Source organism: Kribbella polygonati (assembly GCF_050320105.1).
Classification (GTDB): Bacteria; Actinomycetota; Actinomycetes; order Propionibacteriales; family Kribbellaceae; genus Kribbella.
Genome location: NZ_CP190129.1, coordinates 5,014,515 through 5,032,795, shown reverse-complemented (window position 1 = coordinate 5,032,795; position 18,281 = coordinate 5,014,515). Strand labels below are relative to the sequence as shown.

Here is an 18,281-nt window from a genome sequence, read left to right as displayed (position 1 = left end):
CGCCATGTCCGACCGGATCGAGAGCCCCCGCCTGCAGGAACTCGATCCGGCCCGGACGACCGAGTTCTGGGCCGAGATCGCGGAGCAGGGCACGCCGCTGGTCGAGCCGGCGCCGGACGGGGACGTCTGGCTGACGTTCCTGTACCGGGCCCGGGAGCCCGTGTCGGACGTCTCGGTCTTCGGCGGACCGGCCGGCTGGGACCCGCCGGCCAACGTGATGCAGCACCTGCCGGGCACGGACGTCTGGTACCTGACCTTCCGGGTCGGCGCCGATCTGCGCTGCACGTACCGCCTCGCCGTCGACGATGTCGGCAGTACGGCGGCCGAGGCCGAGGACTGGGCCGAGCGGACCGCGCACTGGTTCGCCGATCCGCTCAACCCGGCGACGTTCGTCTATCCGGAGGACGAGGCGACGGACAGCCACGAGACCGTCATCTCATTGGCCTCCTTGCCGGACGCGCCGTCGCAGCCGTGGCTCGTTCCGGGGCCTGAACGTGGTGCGCTGGCGCAGTACTCGCATCGCAGTGAGGTGCTCGGCAACGAGCGGCGGATCTGGGTGTATACGCCTACCGGCTACACGCCTGACGCGGAGCCGCTGCCGTTGCTGCTGCTCTTCGACGGTGACACGGTGCTGGGTCCGATGCCGATGCCGACGATCCTCGACAACCTGATCGAGGCGGGCCGGATCCCGCCGACGATCGCCGTACTCGTCGACAGCCTGACCCAGGAGGTCCGGAACCGCGAACTCCCGTGCGGTGCGCCGTTCCTGGAGTACCTCACGGACGAGTTGCTGCCGTGGGTCCGCGAGCGTTACCGGATCACGACCGATCCCGGGCGTACGATCGTCGCCGGCCAGAGCCACGGCGGCCAGGCCGCCGCCTTCGCCGGACTGCGGCGTCCGGATGTGTTCGGCAACGTGATCTCCCAGTCGGGCTCGTTCTGGTGGCACCCCGACGACGACCCCGAACACGAGTGGCTCAACCGCCAGTACGCCGAAGCTCCGCGCCAACCCATCCGCCTCTGGCTCGAGGCCGGTCTCCAGGAACGAGGTCAGACGCCCGGCAGCGGTCCGTCGATCCTGGTCGCCAACCGGCACCTGCGGACGATCCTGCGCAGCAAGGGCTACGACGTGCAGTACTCCGAGTTCAACGGCGGCCATGACTACGCCTGCTGGCGTGGGTCGATCGCCGACGCTCTGATCGCCCTTATCTGAAACGGCGGCGGTAGGCGACCTGGTGTCCGTTGTCGCGGGTTTCTGAGCTTTGGGTCCAGCCGGTTTTGGCGTAGAAGTTCTGGCCCTGTGGGTAGTTTGCCAGGGTCCAGAGGATGGCTTCGTCGTACTGGTTCTTCAGCTCTTGCAGGGCTTTGGTCATCAGGGCTGTGCCTACGCCTTGGCGCCAGTACGGGCGATCGACGGCGATGGTGTCGAGTTCGCCGAGGGTCGGGTCCAGGGGGTCGCGGCTCGGACCGATGCCCACGAACCCGGCAATCGCACCGTCCACCTCGGCCACCCACCAGTTGCCGTCAGCAACGATGTCCGTCCACTGCGCGACCCGGCGCTCGTCCAGCACCACGGTCGGCATCAGCTCCCCGAACCCGTCGTTCCACGAGTCCACATAAACCCGCGCAACCTCCGCCCCGTCCCCACCCACCGCACCCCTGATCATCACCATCCACCCGAGTATTCCCCGGCGGGGCTGCGGTTCGCAGGTGGTTATCGGTTCCGGCCGAAGCGCGACAGGGTCGCGTCGATCTGCTCGTCGGTGGCTCCCCAGGACCCGACGTACGTGCCGGGAGACCGCAGAGGCGGTAGCCGCTCCGTTCCAGCGCCCGCACAGTCGGGACCACCGTCTTGCCGCCCGCTGCGATTGCTCAGGGACCGACCGTACGGGGTGGATCAGTTGGGGACGATCAGGCCGAGGAAGGCGATGGCGGCGGCGGTGAGGAAGAGGAAGGTGGTGTCGAACATGCGGCTGCGGACGTGCAGGAGGCCGGCTTTGGGGTCGGTGAGGGTGGCTCGGAGGAGGCCCGCCAGGCCTACGGCGCCGGCGAAGATGAGGACGCCGTTGCGCCAGTTGTAGAACCAGAGCACGACCAGGCCGGTCAGGGCGACCAGAAGGGTCAGCGCCAGCGGCCACTGGCTCCGACGCTGGGTCTCGCCTGCCATCAGCACGTCACTTCACCGCGGGAGGGCTGCTTCGGCAGCCTCGACCACGTTGCTGAGCAGCATCGCGCGAGTCATCGGGCCGATCCCTCCGGGCATCGGCGCGATCCACGCCGCCTGCTCGCGGGCCGCCGGGTCGATGTCGCCGACGATCTTGCCCTCGGCGTTCCGGCTGGTGCCGACGTCGAGGAGCACCGCGCCCGGCTTCACCATGTCCGCCGTGATCAGCCCGGCCGAACCCGCCGCCGCGATCACGATGTCGCCCGTACGCACCACCGCGCCCAGGTCCTTCGTACCGGTGTGGCACTGGGTGACGGTCGCGTTCTCGCTCCGCCGGGTGAACAGCAGCCCCATCGGGCGCCCCGCGGTCACCCCGCGCCCGACGACGACCACGTGCGCGCCGGCGATCGGTACGTCGTACCGCCGGAGGATCTCCACGCAGCCCTTCGGCGTACACGGCAGCGGGCCGTCCTGCCCGAGGACCAGCTTGCCGAGACTCATCGGGTGCAGGCCGTCGGCGTCCTTCGCCGGGTCGATCAGCCCGAGGATCACGTTGGTGTCGACGTGCTTCGGGAGCGGGAGCTGGACGATGAAGCCGGTGCAGTCCGGGTTCTCGTTGAGCTCGCGCACCTTGGCCGCGATCTCGTCCTGGGTCGCGGTGTCCGGCAGTTCGACCTGGATCGAGGAGATCCCGACCGCCGCACAGTCCCGGTGCTTGCCGGCCACGTACGCCCGGCTACCCGGGTCGTCCCCGACCAGAACCGTCCCGAGCCCAGGCACCACACCCTGCTCAGCCAGCTTCGCAACCCGGACCTTCAACTCGTCCTTGATCGCCGCCGCCGTCGCCTTACCATCCAAAATCTGCGCCGTCACCCGAAGAGTCTCCCACGCCCCCTCCCACCAACCACCCCCGCACCACCAGCCCATCACAATCCCCTCCAGCCCACAGCCGACCGCGAACCGCCACCTGACTCCGACGGCCCCCACGTCCCCCTCACCAACACCCAGCCACACCCAGCCGCACCCAGACCGGCGCCCGTGACCGCAGACGGCCGGTCGTGCGCGCGAGGTGTTGCTGAGTGGCGGCGGTCCGGCTCGCGCACCGCCAGCCCATCACAATCGCCGCTGCGGCAGACAGCTGAGCGCGGACCGGCTGCACGGCACTTGATTGTGATGGCCCGGACGTCCGCCACTCACCAACACTCGGTCGCGCCCGACCGGCACGCGCGACGGCGCCCGACCGGTCGTGCGGGCAACGTGTTGCTGGGTGGTGGCGGTCCGGCTCCCGGACCGCCAGGCCATCACAATCGCCGCCGCGGGACACCGCTGAGCGCAGGGCGTGGGCAGCGCGCCTGATTGTGATGGCCTGGGCGTCCGCCACTCGCCGACAGCCGGCCGCACGCGGCCGGCGCGCGTGACGGGGGCTGGGCGGTTGTGCGGGTGAGGTGTTGCTGAGGGGTGGCGGGTCCGGTCGGGCAGCGTTGAGCGGGACGGTGTTGAGGGCCGGTCGGGCGGGTGGGGGTTTAGGGGTGAGGTTGTAGATGGTGGTGTTGCCGACGGTGGTTGCGGTGCGGGCTGGCCGGGCGGTGAGTCGTGGGGATGTGGGTCGGGGGCTGTGGCGAGTGGTGGGGAAGGGGCGCTCGGGCGGTGGGGTTGGCCGGTCGTGGGGTATGGGGCAGGACGGCGGTGGGGCTTGGAGGGTGGTGGCGGTGCTGACTGGGTGGTGGGGGGGTTGTGCGGTGAGTGTGGAAGGACGTGGCCGGACGGGTGGTGAGGGCCGGGCGGGTGGGTGGGGGTTTAGGGGGTGAGGTTGTAGATGGTGGTGTTGCCGACGGTGGTGGCGGTGTAGGTGGATTGGACCCAGGACTGGATCTCGGTGGCTGCGGAGGAGGTGCCGCCGGGGCCGGCTTGGCGGGTGCCTTGGTCGGTGGAGATGTAGTAGGAGATCTTGCCTTCGGCTACCCATTGTTTGAACTGGGCGAGGGTAGGGGCGTTGTCGGTGCCGCTGAAGCCGCCGATGGCGATGACGGACTTGCCGGTGGTGAGTTCGAGGGATGCCGCGGATTGGGAGCCGCTGGTGGCGGCGGCCCAGGTTGTGGTGGTTTTGGAGAGGAGGGCTGTCAGTTCGCTGCTGGGTGAGGCTTCGGCGCCCATTCCTCCTCCACCCATCCCAGCACCCATCTCCGCACCTCTGGTCGAGCCGGGGGTGCCGCGGGTTGTGCCTTGGGGGCGGGCGCCGGGTGTGGCGGTGGAGGAGGGGCCGGAGGTGGGGATGGAGCCGTTGTGGGGTTGGGCGGCTGTGGAGGTGGCGTAGGCGGTGGTGGCAAGGCTGAGGGTCAGGGTGGCTGCTAGTACGGCGGCGGGGAAGGTGCGGCGGAGGGCTCGGCCGAGGAGTAGGAGCAGGGTGGCCACGACGCCGGCCGCTACGACGGCGTACTTGAGCCACGGTGCGAATGTCGGTGTTCGCGTCAGCAGGACGTAGTCCCACAGCGCCGTCGGCAGGACCATTGCCGCGAGCAACCAGCGGTGCTTGCGGCCGAGCCACGTGCCGAGGCCGACCAGTGCGGCGATGGCGGGTGCGAGGGCGACGGCGTAGTACGGGTGGATGGTCCCGCTCATGAAGCTGAAGACGCCGGCGGTGACGAGGAGCCAGCCGCCCCACAGGATGAGTCCGGCGCGGAGCAGGTCGGTCCGTGGTGCCCGGCGACGTACCCACAGCCCGCCGGCAAGTGCTATCAGGGCCGCGGGCAACAACCAGGAGATCTCGGTGCCGAAGGCGGTGCCGAACATCCGCGTGATGCCGGTGCTGCCACCGAACCCCGTGTTCCCACCACCACCGTTCCCGGAGCCGCCGAGCAGCCGCCCGAGCCCGTTGTAGCCGAGGGCCAGCTCCAGCAGCGAGTTGTTGGTCGACCCACCGATGTACGGGCGGCTCGACGCCGGCCAAAGCTCCACCACCGCGACATACCACCCAGCGCTCACGACGACCGCACCGAAAGCGCCGACCAAGTGCACCAGTCGCTTCCGCAAAGACGTAGGCGCCGCGATCAAATACACCAGCCCGAACGCCGGCAGCACCAGGAACGCCTGCCCCATCTTTGTCAGGAACGCGAACCCGACCGCCGCTCCCGCCAGCATCAACCACCGCGCCGACGCCCGTTCCAGCGCCCGTACGACGAAGTACGCCGCAGCCACCAGCAATAGCACGAGCAACGCGTCCGGGTTGTTGAACCGGAACATGAGTACGGCGACCGGCGTCAACGCCAACGCACTACCGGCAACGAGCCCCGCGACCGGCCCGGCGACCCGGCGAACGGTCAGGTACAGCAGCCCGACGGCCCCGATCCCCATGAACGCCTGCGGCGCGAGCACCGTGAAGCTGTTGAACCCGAACACCCGCGCGAACGCCGTCGCCACCCACAACGCGCCCGGCGGTTTGTCCACCGTGATCGCGCTCCCGGCATCGAGCGACCCGAACAGCCAGGCCTTCCAGCTCTGCGTCCCGGCCTGTACGGCGGCAGCGTAGAAGCTGTTGCCGTACCCGGACGCGGTGAGGTTCCACAGGTACAGGAACGCCGTACCGACGAGCATCGCCAGCGCGGCCGGCCGGACGTACGCCGACTGGGATGCCGGCCCGCGGGCGAACCGCCGGAGCCGGCCGGGTGGCCGGCGCGGTGGTTCGGCGAAGTCCTTCGCGGTGGGCCTGTCGAGCAGCGTCGTCATGATCATCTCCAGTTCGGGGGACGGTTCCACTGACGACGGTGCCAAGCGGGACTCCAGCCACCCTGGGCGCCGGCTGGGAGGTCGCTGTGAGCCGGGAATAGGCCCGCTCTTGCCGGAGTTCGAGCAGATAGTTTATTCTTGAACTACCAACCGAACGAGGAGCAGACCATGCCCGCCGTGACCGTCAGTGACATCACCGTCCTGCCCCGGATCAGCCCGCAGGACCCGGCTGTGGTGCGTGAGCGTCCCGTGCAGTCGGTGACGTCCGCTCCGAGCGGCTACGAAGGGGAGGGCTTCCCGGTACGCCGTGCCTTCGCCGGCGTCGACCTCCGCGACCTGGACCCGTTCATCCACATGGACCAGATGGGCGAGGTGGAGTACGCGCCGGGCGAGCCGAAGGGCACCCCGTGGCACCCGCACCGCGGCTTCGAGACCGTCACGTACATGCTCGACGGGATCATGGAGCACCAGGACTCCAACGGTGGTGGCGGCGTCATCTCCAACGGCGACACCCAGTGGATGACGGCCGGCTCCGGCCTGCTGCACATCGAGGCGCCGCCCGAGCACCTGGTCGTGAGCGGCGGCCTGTTCCACGGCATCCAGCTCTGGGTGAACCTGCCGAAGGCGCTCAAGTGGGCCCCGCCGCGCTACCAGGACATCCGCGGTGGAGACTCCGCTCTCCTCAGTACGCCGGACGGCGGCGCGCTGGTCCGCGTGATCGCCGGTGAGGTCGACGGCCACGCCGGTCCCGGTTCGACCCACACTCCGATCACCCTCGTGCACGCCACGGTCAGCCCGGGCGCTGAGCTGGTTCTGCCCTGGCAGCCGGACTACAACGCGCTCGTCTACGTGCTGGCCGGTCAGGGTACGGTCGGCGCCGACCGCCGCCCGGTCCGCAAGGGCCAGCTGGCCGTTTTCGGTGCCGGCGACATCATCCGTACGGCGGCGAGTACGTCGCAGCCGCAGGCCGAGCCGAACCTGGACGTCCTGGTGATCGGCGGCCGCCCGATCCGCGAGTCGATCGCGATGGCCGGGCCGTTCGTGATGAACACCCGCGCCGAGGTGATCCAGGCGTTCGAGGACTTCCAGGCCGGCAAGCTCGGCACGATCCCGGCGGTGCACGGCGCGCCGACCGAGCTCCGCAGTACCGAGAACTAACCCTCGGGGTAGAAGAGGAACAGCGTGCAGCCCGCGGTGGACTGCGGGATGTGCGACGACCCGGCCGGGGCGTGGATGAACGAACCGGCCGGGTAGTCGCGTTCACCGTCGTTGAAGACGCCGTCGACGACGAACACCTCCTCCGGGCCGGGATCGTGGACGTCGATGCCTTCCCAGGCCGAGCCCGGCTCCATCTGCAGTACGAACGCCTTCGCGACCGGGCCCGCCCACAACGGCAGGAGCCGGATGCCGGGGAACAGTTCGCGGACCGGTGCGTCGTCGACCGACGCCCACTCGTAGTTCTCCATGCCCTGATCCTGGCGTGTTCCACAGCCCGGAACCCAGTGTCTGAATAGTCCCGATCAGGTACTTTTCTGCCATGCACCGCGTCGTCGCGCTGGTCACCGCTCCGCAGGCGAGTTTCGAGTTCGGCTGCGCGGCAGCGGTGTTCCGGGATCCGCCGTACCGGTTCTCGGTCTGCACGGAGGTGCCGGGGAACGTGCGGACCACCGAGGGTTTCGACATGGTCGTCGGCTCCGGGCTGCGGGCGCTCGACCGGGCCGGCACGATCGTCGTACCGGGGTGGTTGCCGATCAACCGGGAGCCGTCGGACGCGGTGCTGCGGGCGTTGCGTCGGGCGCATCGGCGGGGTGCGCGGTTGGTGAGTATCTGTTCGGGGGCGTACCTGCTGGCGGCGACCGGGCTGCTGGACGGGCGGCGGGTGGCGACGCACTGGCGGTATGCGGAGGAGCTGCAGCGGCGGTTTCCCGCGGTGGTGGTGGATCCCGAGGTGCTGTACGTCGATCACGGGGACGTGGCGAGCAGTGGTGGGTCGGGGACGGGGATCGATCTTTGTCTGCATCTCGTACGGCGGGATCTCGGGGCGGGGTCTGCGGCGCGGGTCGCGCGGCGGATGGTGATGCCGCCGCATCGCGAAGGGGGGCAAACGCAGTACCGCTCCGACGGCCCAGAACCGGAAGGCGAGGGGAGTGGGCCGCCGACGTCGGGTGCGGGGGGCGAGTCGTTGGCAGGGGTGCTCGAGTGGGCGGTGGAGAGGCTGGGGGAGGCGCTGACCGTGGAGGATCTGGCGCGTCAAGGGAACGTGTCGCAGCGGACGCTGGCTCGGCGGTTCGGGGAGCAGTTGGGGGTACCGCCGGGGCAGTGGTTGCTGGCGCAGCGGATCGCCAGAACGCGTGTTCTGCTGGAGGAAACAGCGCTTTCCGTGGACGCGATCGCCGTACGAGTAGGCCTCTCGTCGGCGACCAACCTGCGGCGCCGATTCCGGGCCGCGCTGCACACCACGCCGAGCGCGTACCGCCGGGCGTATCAGGGCAGGTAGTCGTCGCTGTCGTCGAGCGTGATGTAGTGCTCGAGCCGCGGGTCGTCCGGGTCGCCGCCGTACAGTTCGACGAACCGCCGCGCCGCCGGAAGTCCGCCGTACTGCGGATTCAGCCCGCCGCGGAGGCTCTTGAACATCAGCGCGAGGTCGACGTACCGATCGCCGGTCCCGAGCCGGCTGACGTCCAGTACGCCGGTGAACCGCAGCGTTTCCGGGTCCACGAAGACGTTGGGCGCCGCGTAGTCCCCGTGCGTCACCGCATCCCCGTCCCCGGGGAACGGCGACCGGAACGGGCATCCGCGCAACGAGTCCAGCGCCCGCAGGCCTTCGGCGATCGCCGGCAGTACGGCGGACGGGTCGCCCCACGGCTGCGACGCGTCCCGCCCCGGCAGCTCCGCGGTCAGCAGCCAGTTGTTGCCTCGATCAACGATCCGTGGGCAGGGAAACCCGGCATTTCCCAACCAGGCAAGCCGATCGCCCTCCGCGGAGACACCCGCACCGGCCTTGTAGTACAGCCGTTCCGACGACCGCTCCAGCCGTACGACGGTCGCCGACGAGTGCCCGAGCTCGATCACGGCCGCGTCGTCGGCACCGAACCGGTCGAGCAGCGCAGCGATATCCACGCACCGCAGACTACGGCTCTACAATCCAGAACCATGATCAGGCCCGCGACCCCGGCCGACGCCGACGCCGTCACGGCGGTCGCGCGGTCGGCCTTCGAGCACTACATCCCGCGGATCGGCGTACCGCCGGTCCCGATGCTGGTCGACTACGCCGAGGCGATCGGCAAGGTGTGGGTCGCGACGGACGGCGACCGGGTCGTCGGGTACGTGCTGCTGGAGGACGAGGCCGACTCGCTGCTGCTGGATGTGCTCGCCGTGGATCCGTCGGCCCAGGGTGCGGGCGTCGGGCGGGCGCTGCTCGAGTTCACCGAGGAGCAGGCCAGGCAGCGGGGTTATCGCCGAATCACCCTGTACACCAACGAGGCGATGACGGAGAACCTCGTCTACTACCCCCGCCACGGGTACGTCGAGACCGGTCGGGAGACGGTCGGGGAACGGCGCCGGGTCCTGTTCGAGAAAAGGCTGTGAGTTGGCCCCTGGGAGCAGCATTCTGGCGGGATGACGATGGAGAGTACGGTCGACTGCCCGCGGTGCGGTCGGACGCTGCCGGCGGATCGGCGGTACGCCGTCTGGTGCCGGCACTGTGAGTGGAACCTGGAGCCGGCGCCGGCCGCGCAGGAACCTGCTTGGCAGCTCGAGCGGGAACGCAAACTGGCCGACGCTCTCGCCGAGCGGCCCGCGTCCGGTCCGGAGCGTTCGCTCGGCGCGTTCCTGCTCTCGCTGCCGGTCCTCCTGGTGCCGCTGCCTGGTCTGCTCGGTGGGATCGCGTTGCTCGCGTTCTACCGTCCGGTGTGGTTCGCGGCGCCGTTCGCCGCGGTGCTGTTCGTGCTGACCGCGGTCTTCCGGCCGCGCATCACCCGGCTCCCGGGCAACGCTCAGGCGGTCAGCCGGAGCGAGGCGCCGCAGTTGTACGACGTGCTCGACCGGCTCGCCGCGCAGACCGGGTCGCCGAAGCTGGAGCAGGTGGTGGTCACGGTCGACCAGCGGATCGCGGTCGACCGGGTCGGCTGGCGCTACCGGCGTACGCTCCGGATCGGGCTGCCGTCGTGGTCGGTCCTCGGGCCGCAGGAACGGTACGCCGCTCTCGCGCACGCGATGTACGACGACCAGCGCGGAATGCACGACCGGGTGCTCGGGGCGGCGCAGCACATCATCGGGGAGCTCGCGGCGACCGTGACGCCGGGCCGGCTGGACTCGTCCGGGGACGGCCGGATCCACCACATGGAAGGCGTCGTCCTGGTCAGGCAGGGCAGCGACGACCAGATTCTGCACACCTGGCTGGCGAAGCTGTCGAATGTGGTGCTCGGTCCGCCGATCCGCGGGTACCGGCGGTTGCTGCGCCGGTTGGACCTGGTGGGCCGGCAGCGTCGCGAGTACCGGATCGACCGCCGGGTGGCCGAGCACGTCGGCTCCGAGCCGGCGGCGGCCGCGCTGGAACGGGTGCTGCTCGCGGGCATCTGCTTCCGGGCCGCCGAACGCGCCGTCCGGTTCGACCGCGCGGACGACCCGCTCGACACGTTGCGACGTACCGCCGGTGAGATCCCGGAGCACGAGTTCGCGCGGCTGGTCCGGGTCTACCAGGCCCAGAACGGCCGCAGCGACGCGGATCACCCGCCCACCTGGCAACGTACCCGCCTGCTTCGGGCCCACCCGACCCCGACGACCACAGTCTTCGCCCCGTCCAAGGACGACGAACTCGCGAAGGCCGCACGGGCAGCGCTGGCCGCGCTGCACGACTGACGGGATCCGTCAGTCGTCCACGGTTCCACTTCAGGTCCATGGATAAGGTCCGCGTATGACGACTGTTGCGGCTGACCTCGCGCCTGGCGGCGTGTTGCGTGCGTCCATCAATCTCGGTAACCCGGTGCTCGCGCAGGGCACGGCGGAGGCGCCGGCGGGGATCACCGTCGACATCGCGCGGGAGCTGGCGAAGCGGCTCGGGGTGCCGTTGGAGCTGGTGTGTTTCGACGCGGCCCGCAAGTCGTTCGAGGCGCTCACCACCGGCCAGGCGGACATCTGTTTCCTCGCGATCGAGCCCGCTCGGGCCGCCGAGGTCGCCTTCACCGCGCCGTACGTCGTGATCGAAGGCGTCTTCGCCGTACCGCGAGAGTCGACGCTGACCACCGTCGCCGACGTGGACGCCCCGGGCGTGCAGATCGGCGTGAAGCAGGGCTCGGCGTACGACCTCTACCTGACCCGGACCGTGCGGCACGCGACGATCGTGCGGGGCTCCGACGGCGTCGACGTGTTCCGCGCCGAGGGGCTCGACGTGGCGGCGGGGATCCGGCAGCCGATCACGCGGTACGTCGCCGCGAACCCGGACCTCCGGCTCATCGACGAGCGGTTCATGCAGATCCAGCAGGCCGTCGGCACAACCAAGGACAAGCAAGCCGAAACGGTCGCCTACCTCACGGACCTGATCGACGAACTGAAGGCCGACGGCTTCGTCGCCGCCTCCCTCACCGCTGCCGGACAATCCGCCGCGCTCGTCGCCCCATAACCGAAAGTAGTCAGGCAGGAACCTGCCGTGGCAGGTCCTGCTGGCAACCTTTCGCCCGATCCCGGACATCTACCGGTGAGTGGCCGCCCCGTTCCACTCCGTAAGTGGTCTGGTGCGGTCCGATGTGAGGACAACGATCGGGAGGGACTCATCGTGGTATCCACACCACGGTCGAGGCGCCTCGGCGTAGCCGCCGTCGCCTCGATCGCCGCTCTGGGGTTCGGCCTGTCCGCCGCGGGCCAGGCGACCGCCGGCCCACCGGCCGCGGCCGCGAAGCAACAGTCGAAGGACCGCACCGTCACGCTGATCACCGGTGACCGGGTGACGCTGCTGGGCGGGGACCCGGCGCGCGCGTCGATCACGCCCGGCGCGGGCCGCACCAAGGTCGCCTTCAGCTCGTACCGCGAGCAGGGCCATCTGTACGTCGTACCGTCGGACGTCCGCGCGCGGCTGGCCGAGGGGAAGCTCGACAGCCGGCTGTTCGACGTGGCCGGGCTGATCAAGGACGGGTACGACGACCGTTCGACCAGCACGCTGCCGTTGATCGTCACGTACCGGGGGACCGCCCAGCAGCGGTCCGCCGTACCGGGGGCGACCGTCGCGCGGGTGTTGCCGGTGATCAACGGCGCCGCATTGAAGGCGACCAGGGACGCCAAGGTGCTGACCAGCCCGGGCATCGACAAGGTCTGGCTGGACGGCAAGCGCAAGGTCACGCTGGACCAGTCGGTGCCGCAGATCGGCGCGCCGGCCGCCTGGCAGGCCGGGTTCACCGGCAAGGGCGTCCCGGTCGCGGTCCTGGACACCGGCATCGACAAGGGCCACCCGGACCTCGCGACCCAGGTCGTCGGACAGAAGAACTTCACCGACGCCCCGGACGGCGACCACTTCGGCCACGGCACCCACGTCGCCTCGACGATCGCCGGTACGGCGGCCGCGTCGAACGGCAAGTACAAGGGCGTTGCGCCGGGCGCGCGGCTGTACGACGGCAAGGTCTGCGACGACGGCGGCTCCTGCCAGGACTCGGCGATCCTGGCCGGGATGGAATGGGCCGCGAAGGGCGTCAAGGCGAAGGTCGTGAACCTCAGCCTCGGCGGCACCGACACCCCGGGGATCGACCCGCTCGAGGAGGCCGTGAACCGGCTGACCGCGCAGACCGGCACGCTGTTCGTGATCGCGGCCGGCAACGACGGGCCGAACGCGCGGACGATCGGCTCGCCAGGCAGCGCGGACGCCGCACTGACCGTCGGCGCGGTCGACAAGCAGAACGGGCTGGCCGACTTCTCCAGCCGCGGCCCGCGGGTCGGCGACGGCGCCGTGAAGCCGGACATCTCCGCGCCGGGCGTCTCGATCGTCGCCGCGAAGGCCAAGGACTCGGTGATCGGCGAACCGGTCGGCGACCAGTACCTGCGGCTCGACGGTACGTCGATGGCGACCCCGCACGTCGCCGGGTCGGCCGCGATCCTCGCGCAGGAGCACCCGAACTGGACCGCCACCGAGCTCAAGGGCGCGCTGATGGGTTCGGCCAAGCCGGCCGCGGACCAGACGGCGTTCGAGCAGGGCGCCGGCCGGGTGGATGTTGCCAAGGGCATCAAACAGACCGTGATCGCGGAGCCCGGCGACCTCTCCTTCGGTACGGCGGTCTGGCCGCACGGCGACGACACGCCGGTTACCAAGACGCTGACGTACCGCAACCTCGGCGACAAGGCGGTCACGCTGAACCTGGCCGCGACCCTGAACGGCCCGGACGGCGCGGCCGCTCCGGCGGACGCGTTCAAGCTCAGCGCCACCACGGTCACGGTCCCGGCCGGCGGCACTGCCGCGGTGCAGGCGACCTCGAACACCAAGCACAACGGGCCGGACGGCCTGTACTCGGGCCGGATCACCGCGACCGGCGGCGGCGTCAGCGTCACCTCGGCGATCGGCCTGGAGAAGGAGAAGGAGAGCTACAACCTTACGCTCAAGGCGATCGGCCCGGACGGCAAGCCGACCGAGTTCGCCGGCGCGCTGATGGGGGTGAACAGCGACCTGTTCGAGTTCCTGGGTGATGGGAGCACCGCGCTGACCCTTCGCCTGGAGAAGGGCGAGTACCTGGCGCAGGGCAGCCAGTTCCTGGAGAAGCCGGACGGCAACTACGTCGGCTACGACCTCGTCCAGCCGTCGATCCAGCTCACGAAGGACACCACGGTGGTGTTCGACGCCCGTACGGCGAAGCTGGTGAAGGTGACCGTGCCGCAGGCCGGTGCGCAGGCGGCGCTCGCCGACATCGGGTACGACCGCCGGTCGGCGGACGGCCTGCACAGCAGCGGGTACTCGGGCCTGCAGTTCGGGTTCGGCGAGAGCTACACCGCGCAGGTCGGTTCCGCGGTGCTCCCGGCGGAGCAGTTCACGAGTCATGTGGCGTCGCAGTGGGCGAAGCCGGACGCGGACGGGAACTTCACCAACTCGCCGTACCTCGTCGGGCAGGTGAACACCTTCCCGGGCGTGTATCCGACCGGGTTCGTCCGGGCGGTCAAGCCGAGCGAGCAGGCCACAGTGATCCAGGCTGTGAACGCCACGACCGACCACGACCACGAGCGGGTCGCGTTCGGCAGCGGTCCCGGGATGGGCGGTGGCTGGGCGATCGCGTTGCCGTACGGGAAGGCGCCCCTCACCACCACGCTCTACCTGGACGGCGGGCCGGCGACCTGGCACACGACGCTCAGTGAAGTCGTTCCGAGCACCGACCCGAACGATCCGTTCCTGCAGACCGTCAGCGAGCTGAACTCGCCGGTCAAGGCCTACCGAGCCGGGCGGACGTACCACGAGCGGTTCAACGCGGCGGCATTCTCGATCGCGCCCGACCAGGCGGTCCGTACCGGCGGCGACCTGTCCGTGTCCGTCTACGGTCTCGCCGACGCGGACGGGCACGGGGGCGGCATCCTCGCCGACACCGGGTCGAGCACGCTGACCCGGGACGGGAAGGTCGTCGCGGAGTCGCCGTACTTCGGGTACGTCGAGGCGGCCGGCCTGCCGGCGGCGAAGTCGACGTACACGCTGGAGTCCTCGCAGACGCAGTCGACCAGCCCGTTCGCGACCCGGACCGACCTGAAGTGGACGTTCAGTTCGGCGGCGACCGCGACGACGACACCGCTGCCGTTGCTGGGGATCCGGTACCAGCCGAAGGTCGACGACCACAACCTCGCCGACCGGAAGCCGATCACGGTGCTGCCGGTCGTCGTGGACCCGCAGGCCGGGGTGGCGCTGCCGATGATCCGGAAGCTCGCCGTCCAGGTCTCCGGTGACGAGGGCAAGACCTGGCACGACGCCGCGGTCGTGCCGATCGGGCACGGCCGGTACAAGGCGATTTTCGAGACGCCCGAGGGTCAGAGTGTCTCGCTGCGGTCGAAGCTCGTCGACGGTTCGGGCGCTCAAACGGACCTGACCGTAATCAAGGCCTACATCTTGCGCTGAGCACGCAACCCCGGAGATCGGTTGCTGCGTTGTAGGGGTTGCGCAGACAACCGATTCTGGGGAGGCCCTGTGAGTTCGAGATCCATGCGCAGAACGGTGCCCGCGATCGCCTTGCTGGCGGTCGCGGGCCTGGCACCGGCCCACGCAGCACCACCCGCCCAACCTGTCGCAAGATCCGTTGCTGGTAAGAGCGTCAGCGTCACACTCATCACCGGCGACAAAGTGCTGGTCGCCGGTGGCGACCTGGCCAAGCTCACCGTCGAGCCGGCCGCCGGCCGGCAGCACGTCGCGTTCGTCAAGCAGCGGTACGCAGGGCACGCCTACGTGATCCCGGCCGACGTCAGCAAGGACATCGGCAGCGGCCGGATCGACCGCCGGCTGTTCGACGTCGCGGAGCTGGTGAAGGACGGGTACGACGACGCGTCCACCAGCACGATTCCGGTGCTGACGACGTACGCCGGAACGTCGAAGCGTGCCATGCCGGCGGGCGCGAAGGTCACTCGTCAGCTGCCGTCGATCGGCGGCACGGCGATGAAGGTCGACAAGCGCAGTGCGAAGAGCTTCCTGGGGTCGGCCGGGTTCAGCAAGCTGTGGCTGGACGGGAAGCGGCACATCCAGCTCGACCAGTCGGTGCCGCAGATCGGCGGGCCGGACGCCTGGCAGGCCGGGTACACCGGCAAGGGCGTTTCGGTCGCGGTCCTGGACACCGGCGTCGACGCGACGCACCCGGACCTCGCGACCCAGATCGCGGGCGAGAAGAACTTCACCACCGAGTCCGCGGACGACGTGGTCGGCCACGGTACGCACGTGGCGTCGACGATCGCGGGTACGGGCGCCGCCTCGGACGGCAGGTACAAGGGCGTCGCGCCGGACGCGCGGATCTACGACGGCAAGGTCTGCGAGGTCTACGGCTGCGAGGAGTCGGCGATCCTGGCCGGGATGGACTGGGCCGCGAACGACGTCAAGGCGAAGATCGTCAACCTCAGCCTCGGCGGCACCGACACCCCGGAGCTCGACCCGCTCGAGGAGGCCGTGAACCGGCTGACCGTGCAGACCGGCACGCTCTTCGTCATTGCCGCCGGCAACGATGGGCCGAGCGACGGGACCGTCGGATCGCCGGGTAGTGCGGACGCCGCGTTGACGGTCGGCAACGTGACCAAGCAGGACGCGCTGAATCCGACGTCCAGCCGCGGCCCGCGGGTCGGCGACAGCGCCGTGAAGCCGGACGTGACCGCGCCGGGTACCGACATCGTCGCGGCGAAGTCGAAGGACTCGACGATCGGCGAGCCGGTCGGCGACAAGTACCTGCGACTGTCCGGTACGTCGATGGCGACGCCGCACACCGCGGGCGCCGCCGCGATCCTGCTGCAGGAGCACCCGTCCTGGACACCGGCCGACCTGAAGGGCGCGCTGATGGGCTCGGCGAAGGTCGCCGCCGACCAGACGTCGTTCCAGCAGGGCGCCGGGCGGATCAACCTGACCACGGCGATCAAGCAGAGCGTGGTCGCGGAGCCGGGCAGCGTGTCGTTCGGGCTGGCGTCGTTCCCGCACAGCGACGACAAGCCGGTGACCCGTGATGTGACGTTCCACAACCTCGGCGCCGCCGCGGTGACGCTGTCGCTGACCTCGGTGCTGAACGGTCCGGACGGTGCCGCGGCCCCGGCCGGTGCGCTCGAGCTGAGCGCCGACTCGCTGACGGTTCCGGCCGGCGGTACGGCGACTGTGCAGGCGACCTCCGACACCACGCTCGGCGGCCCGGACGGCCTGTACAGCGGGCGGATCACGGCCACCGGCGGCGGGCAGACCGTCGTCGTACCGGTCGGAGTCAACCAGGAGGGACCGTCGTACAACCTCACCGTCAAGATGGTGATGCGGGACGGGGAGCCGGACACGGACTACCCGGTGAACGTGCTGGGTGTCGACAACGACGTGATCCAGTTCGCGAACATGCCGGACGCGAACGGTACGTACACCGTGCGGCTGCCGCAGGGCGAGTACCTGGCGGACACGTTCCAGGAGTTCGAGCGGGGGACCGACGACTGGATCTTCTTCAGCATGGTCGCGCCGAGCATCAAGCTGACGTCCGACCGGACGATCGTCCTGGACGCGCGCGACGCCGAGCCGGTGACCACCTCGGTCCCGAACCTGGCCGCCACGCAGGCGAACGGGGCCATCGGGTACGACCGTGCGTTGAAGAACGGCCCGTACATCTACGACGCGATGGGCTTCAGGTCCGGCGAGATGTACACCTACAACGCCGGGCCGAAGCTGTCGGCGGACCAGCTGACCGGGCATGTCACGTCGCAGTGGGGCGTGCCGGGCGACGACGGGCTCTACACCAACACGCCGTACCTGTACGGGATCGCGAACTACTTCGCGGGCGACTTCCCCACCGGTTTCGACCGCACGGTGAAGTCGTCGGAGCTCGCGACCGTCGATGCCACGATCAACGCCACCGACGGCCGGCGGCTCTTCAAGATGCTGTTCCCGACCGGACCGAACGGCGACAGCGGCCTGGCGCGGGTGGTCCGCTTCGACGCGCCACGGACGGTCAGGTACTTCGTGGACCAGACGCCGTACGGCTTCGGCGGTGCGACCCAGGAGGACACCGACGGCTCGGACTTCCCGTTCGGGAAGTGGCAGCTGACCGGGGAATCGATACCGTACAAGGCCGGGCGGTACTACCAGGAGCGGTGGAACGCGGCCGCGTTCGTGCCGTCGGTAGCTGCCGCGACGCGGTCCGGTGGGCAACTCGAGGTTTCGTTGTGGAGCCTGACCGACGCGGACGGGCACACCGGCTACACCACGATGAGCTCGGCGAGCACGAAGCTCTACCGGGACGGGGCCGAGATCGGGTCCAGCGACCGGTTCGGGGACATCGGCGTCGCGGACCAGCCGGCCGGGAAGGCGTCGTACAAGCTCGTCACCACCGGGACGCAGCAGGTCTGGCCGTTCTCGACGCGTACCTCGTTGGAGGCGACGTTCAGCTCCTCCGCGGATCAGACGAGTGTCCCGATCCACACCGTCGGGTTCCGGCCGGACGTGGACGGGAACAACGCGATGGTCCGCAAACCGGTGACGGTGCTGCCGTTCGAGGTCAAGGGCGCCGCCGCCAAGATCGAGTACTCGGGTGACGCCGGGGCCACCTGGCGTACGGCGTCGGTCGTAGGTGGGAAGGCGATCTTCCCGACGCCTGCCGGTACGACGGTCTCGTTGCGGGCGACCGCGACGGACGCGGCCGGGAACTCCACTGTGCAGACGGTGATCGGCGCGTACAACCTGCGCTGAGAACAGCAAAGGCCCCCGGGATCGCTCCCGGGGGCC

14 protein-coding genes are annotated in these 18,281 nt (G+C 70.0%); 8 read left to right on the top strand and 6 right to left on the bottom strand.

The features are described 5' to 3' along the window. Positions 1–4: 4 nt before the first annotated feature. The gene (gene fes, locus ACQHIV_RS23795; protein ID WP_427885220.1) at positions 5–1,213 is read left to right on the top strand and encodes an enterochelin esterase; all 1,209 of its coding nucleotides are present in this window, start codon (positions 5–7) and stop codon (positions 1,211–1,213) included. Here the strand turns inward: fes and ACQHIV_RS23790 are convergent. From ACQHIV_RS23790 to ACQHIV_RS23775, 4 genes are all read right to left on the bottom strand, one after another. After that, complete coding sequence (locus ACQHIV_RS23790; protein ID WP_427885218.1) at positions 1,206–1,583, bottom strand: GNAT family N-acetyltransferase; 378 nt, start codon at positions 1,581–1,583, stop codon at positions 1,206–1,208. The genes fes and ACQHIV_RS23790 overlap by 8 nt on opposite strands. Positions 1,584–1,897: 314 nt before the next feature. Beyond that, positions 1,898–2,167 (bottom strand): DUF3017 domain-containing protein, encoded by a 270-nt coding sequence (locus ACQHIV_RS23785; RefSeq protein ID WP_427885216.1) that lies wholly within the window; start codon positions 2,165–2,167, stop codon positions 1,898–1,900. 12 nt (positions 2,168–2,179) lie between these two features. Beyond that, a complete protein-coding gene (locus ACQHIV_RS23780; RefSeq protein ID WP_427885214.1) occupies positions 2,180–3,037 on the bottom strand; it encodes a bifunctional methylenetetrahydrofolate dehydrogenase/methenyltetrahydrofolate cyclohydrolase in 858 nt (285 codons plus the stop codon). A gap of 924 nt (positions 3,038–3,961) precedes the next feature. Then, the gene (locus ACQHIV_RS23775; protein WP_427885213.1) at positions 3,962–5,887 is read right to left on the bottom strand and encodes an ArnT family glycosyltransferase; all 1,926 of its coding nucleotides are present in this window, start codon (positions 5,885–5,887) and stop codon (positions 3,962–3,964) included. A gap of 138 nt (positions 5,888–6,025) precedes the next feature. Between ACQHIV_RS23775 and ACQHIV_RS23770 the strand changes: the two genes are divergently transcribed. Then, positions 6,026–7,045: a pirin family protein gene (locus ACQHIV_RS23770; RefSeq protein WP_427885212.1), complete on the top strand. Its 1,020-nt coding sequence runs from the start codon at positions 6,026–6,028 to the stop codon at positions 7,043–7,045. Here ACQHIV_RS23770 and ACQHIV_RS23765 read toward each other — a convergent pair. After that, positions 7,042–7,353: a cupin domain-containing protein gene (locus tag ACQHIV_RS23765; RefSeq protein WP_427885211.1), complete on the bottom strand. Its 312-nt coding sequence runs from the start codon at positions 7,351–7,353 to the stop codon at positions 7,042–7,044. The genes ACQHIV_RS23770 and ACQHIV_RS23765 overlap by 4 nt on opposite strands. Positions 7,354–7,424: 71 nt before the next feature. Here ACQHIV_RS23765 and ACQHIV_RS23760 point away from each other — a divergent pair, with 71 nt between their 5' ends. Continuing rightward, positions 7,425–8,384, top strand: a complete 960-nt coding sequence (locus ACQHIV_RS23760; RefSeq protein WP_427885210.1) for a helix-turn-helix domain-containing protein — start codon at positions 7,425–7,427, stop codon at positions 8,382–8,384. Here ACQHIV_RS23760 and ACQHIV_RS23755 read toward each other — a convergent pair. Beyond that, a complete protein-coding gene (locus ACQHIV_RS23755; protein WP_427885208.1) occupies positions 8,372–9,007 on the bottom strand; it encodes a phosphotransferase in 636 nt (211 codons plus the stop codon). The genes ACQHIV_RS23760 and ACQHIV_RS23755 overlap by 13 nt on opposite strands. A 33-nt stretch (positions 9,008–9,040) precedes the next feature. Here ACQHIV_RS23755 and ACQHIV_RS23750 point away from each other — a divergent pair, with 33 nt between their 5' ends. The 5 genes from ACQHIV_RS23750 to ACQHIV_RS23730 all read left to right on the top strand — a co-directional run bounded on the left by ACQHIV_RS23750 (position 9,041) and on the right by ACQHIV_RS23730 (position 18,245). Further along, positions 9,041–9,475 carry a GNAT family N-acetyltransferase gene (locus tag ACQHIV_RS23750; protein ID WP_427885206.1) on the top strand — a complete coding sequence of 145 codons (435 nt, stop codon included), beginning with the start codon at positions 9,041–9,043 and terminating at the stop codon, positions 9,473–9,475. A gap of 30 nt (positions 9,476–9,505) precedes the next feature. Further along, positions 9,506–10,747, top strand: a complete 1,242-nt coding sequence (locus ACQHIV_RS23745; RefSeq protein WP_427885204.1) for a M48 family metallopeptidase — start codon at positions 9,506–9,508, stop codon at positions 10,745–10,747. 55 nt (positions 10,748–10,802) lie between these two features. Further along, positions 10,803–11,507, top strand: a complete 705-nt coding sequence (locus tag ACQHIV_RS23740; RefSeq protein ID WP_427885202.1) for a transporter substrate-binding domain-containing protein — start codon at positions 10,803–10,805, stop codon at positions 11,505–11,507. A gap of 153 nt (positions 11,508–11,660) precedes the next feature. Beyond that, positions 11,661–14,957 carry a S8 family peptidase gene (locus ACQHIV_RS23735; RefSeq protein WP_427885200.1) on the top strand — a complete coding sequence of 1,099 codons (3,297 nt, stop codon included), beginning with the start codon at positions 11,661–11,663 and terminating at the stop codon, positions 14,955–14,957. Between the two features lie 69 nt (positions 14,958–15,026). Further along, positions 15,027–18,245: a S8 family peptidase gene (locus ACQHIV_RS23730; protein WP_427885198.1), complete on the top strand. Its 3,219-nt coding sequence runs from the start codon at positions 15,027–15,029 to the stop codon at positions 18,243–18,245. The last annotated feature ends 36 nt before the right edge of the window (positions 18,246–18,281 follow it).